Annotated in this window: 2 protein-coding genes; one reads left to right on the top strand and one right to left on the bottom strand. The window is 58.8% G+C overall.

Annotated features, from left to right (window positions below; translation table 11 throughout):
* A partial coding sequence (locus JJE47_04505) for an NAD-glutamate dehydrogenase (protein ID MBK5266675.1) occupies nucleotides 1-2,738 on the bottom strand: 2,738 nt, incomplete at its 3' end.
* A gap of 68 nt (nucleotides 2,739-2,806) precedes the next feature.
* On the opposite strand from JJE47_04505, the gene JJE47_04500 reads away from it, so the two are divergent.
* Nucleotides 2,807-3,184: a DUF1304 domain-containing protein gene (locus JJE47_04500; protein MBK5266674.1), complete on the top strand. Its 378-nt coding sequence runs from the start codon at nucleotides 2,807-2,809 to the stop codon at nucleotides 3,182-3,184.
* Nucleotides 3,185-3,315 lie beyond the last annotated feature (131 nt).

Here is a 3,315-nt window from a genome sequence, read left to right as displayed (position 1 = left end):
GAAGCGAACGCGTCGCCCAGCCAGAAGTTGTACCGGGCAGCTATTCCGTTGGCAACATCACTGAACGAAGCGGTTCCTTTGTCGGCCGCCACGACGAGATACGGATCGTCGTCGTCGTAGTGGCGAACCCGGTCAGGGTGCACGACGGCCCCGGCCACGATGTTGTCCGTAATGTCGAGCAGGCCCGCTACGAACTCCTCGTATTGAGCACGGACGGCTTCTCGATGCTCATCACGGTCTTCGGGGGGATACCTGAGTACGAATCCGCCCTTTGATCCGTCGGGGACGATGACGGCGTTCTTGGTGTTTTGAGCCTTCATCAGCCCGAGGACTTCGGTTCGATAGTCTTCCCGACGGTCTGAGGCACGCAGCCCCCCGCGCGAAACCATGCCTCCTCGCAGATGGACCCCTTCCATCTGGGGTCCCAGCACAAAGATCTCGACCATCGGCCGGGGGTGCGGCATGTCGGGGACGTCAGATGAACGAAACTTGAGGCTCAATACGGTCCGGTCGGTTTGATAGAAGTTGGTGCGCAGAGTTGCCTGTACAAGGCTCACCAGCGCCCTGATGATCCGGTCGTCGTCAATTGACGGAACTGCATCGAGTTTGGTGAGGATGCCGGCCGCTTTCGCATGGTCATCAGCCGGCTGACGATCTGGATCGAACTTGCTTTCGAAGAGTTCAATTATCTCGGAGGCGAGGCCGCCGTGGCGAAGCAAGGCCTCATTGATATACCCTTCCGTGAACACCGGCCGAACCCGGCGCCAGTAGGTTCGATAGGCGCGCAAGATTTCGACCTGATGGTGTGTGAAACCGTGCGTGACAATCAGGCCGTTCAGGGTGTCAGAGCCGGTGTTGCCTGACCACACGGCCTCCAGTGAAGCGGCTATGCGATCACCAACATGCTCTGCATCGAGCGTCTCATTGGCTTTGTTCAGTACTCCGAAATCGTGGAGAAACTGTCCACTTCCGACTCTCGTCGGGACTTCTTCGACGACCTGTAGGCCGAGATCTTCGAGGGCGGGCACGAGTTCTGTGAGCGTTTTCTTCTCACCGGCCCGGTACAGCGTGATGCGCGTCAGGCGTTCCCCAAACGTGTGACCTGGCTCATTGTGAACCCCGACGAGGAACTTGCGTTCTGAGGTCGCGAGGTCGTCGAGATGTTCGAGGTCGATCGCGGCGATGGCCAGCGGGGTGGAGCTCCGATAGTACTCGGGGAGCTGATCGCACCACTGAGTGCATATTCGGTCGGCATCGGATCCTCGGACGATTAGCTGGTCGTGCACCTGGTCTCGCCAGGAGCGCGCCATACGACGGACCTCGGCCTCCAGTTCGTTGAACGGGATTTCCGGAATGACTCCCTGCTCTATCCAGATGGTGAAGTGAATTTGAGCGGCGGCAGCCTCTTCCAGGTTGAGGTGATAGTCAACAGAGGTACCGTGGAAACGCTCGAGAAAATATCCCTGTAGCTGTCTGCGAAGGCGGGGATTGAAGCTTTCGTGAGGGAGTGAGAGCAGCACAAAAACCGAACGCTCAAGCTGATCGCGCCGCACATACAGGTGGATGCCTCCCGATTTGGCCATCTGTAGCAGCCCGACTACCTCACGCTTGAGGTCGGCGATTGGGCTTGCGAAAAGATCATGTTTCGAGAACCCGTCGAACATCTGGATGGCTGCTCTATGATCCCGAGATCCTTCGATGAGATCTTCTGCCTCGATGATTGCTTCAAGCTTGCGGCGGAGAATGGGGGTGTTCAGTGCTGATTCCGAGGCCGCTTTCGTGGTGAACAAACCGATCAATCGTGCTTCACCGGTCGTTTTGCCACAGGCATCGACCAACCGCAGGCCGATGTAGTCCATTTTTGTGTCGCGTTGGACGGTCGATCTGCGGTTGGTCTTCGTGATGGTTAGCAGTGGTCCATCAAGATATCGTGCTGCCAATTCGGGGCGGAGAGTCGATAACTGAACTGGTTTGTCGACCTTCGAATTGGAAGTATCGGCGAGGAGGCCGAGACCCGAGCCGGGCACGGTGTGTACCGCCGGCCCATCAACTTCCTTGGTGATGGCGTATTCACGATATCCGAGGAAGATGAAGTTGCCCCGTCGGAGCCAGTCGAGGAAGGCGGCTGTCTCGTTGACATCGTCCTCGGGGTAATTGGCCGCCGCCTGCTGGGTGAGTGAGATCATCCGGTCGATCCGGGTCAGCATCAGTGGGTGATCCAACGCCGCTTGTTGGGCATCGGCCACAACCCGTGCTACCGCGCTTTCCAAATCTGCTCGTTCGTGTTCGTCCAGCGGGCGGTGTAGTTCGAAATGCTGAACCGATTCACGATGGCTGGTGTGACGACCCGGAACGATGCTGATCAGGGCGTCGGCCTCGCGCACGGTCCCGATAACGGGATGCTCGGCTCTGACAACTTTCAGTTCCCGGCGACTCAGCTCTGCCGCCACGGTGTCGAACAGGAAGGGGCCATCGTTGACGCACAACTCAAGCACGGACCCGACCGAGTCGTAGCCGTGTTCCCCACGGTTCGCGTTGAACACCCGGATCTTCGTTGCAACAGACCGTGTCTCGATGAAGGTGAACAGGTCGATGACCCGGGCATAGGTCTCGTCGACACTCAGCGTGTCGTCTTCAGTTCGGCGCAGGAAGGCGTTGGCGAGTAGGGCCAAGGCCTCACCGCGGGGTCCGGACTCTGTTTTGGCGATCCGTTCGAGTACCCCGGCGAGTGTGTCCACGGGGACATGGTAACGAGTCGATACCTGGCTCGCGGGTCTTCTTGGACCGTGACGGGTAGGGTGTGCTGATGGTTTGGATTGCGGTGGTTTTTGGTCTCCTATCAGGGGTCTTTCATATTCTGTTCTGGCTGATGGAGGCCGTGTGGTGGCGCCGGCCCGAATGGTGGAGGCACTTCGGCGTCAAGACGCAAGAGCAAGCAGACTCGCTTGCCTTCAACATGCTGAACCAGGGGTATTACAACCTTTTTCTGGGCGTCGGAGCCGTGGTCGGGTCCGTGCTGTTGGCCGTCGAAGTACCCGGTCGAACCACATTGCTTGGGTACTGCTCTCTCTTCATGGTCGGAGCCGGCTTGGTGCTTGCAGTCAGTCGCCGTTCCATGATCCGGGCTGCCTTCATCCAGGCGGGACCACCACTCGTGACCCTGATCGCCTTGATCTGGGTCTGAACGGTGGCTCGTCTTGCCCGGTTTGGCGAGCAAGACGTCTCGGTCGGGTGATTAGTGGTCGGCCCCAGGACTGAGTTGCTGTTTCATCCAGTCCGCCGAATTATGGAAATTGGCGATGGCGCTACCCGGCG

Source organism: Acidimicrobiia bacterium (assembly GCA_016650365.1).
Classification (GTDB): Bacteria; Actinomycetota; Acidimicrobiia; order Spongiisociales; family JAENVV01; genus JAENVV01.
Note: the sequence above shows the minus strand (reverse complement) of the source record. Positions and strands in the feature narration are given on the sequence as shown.

What these genes read in the sequence shown, in the direction of transcription:
- JJE47_04500 (MBK5266674.1), top strand. Translation starts at nt 2,807, where the DNA reads ATGGTTTGGATTGCGGTGGTTTTTGGTCTCCTATCAGGGGTCTTTCAT.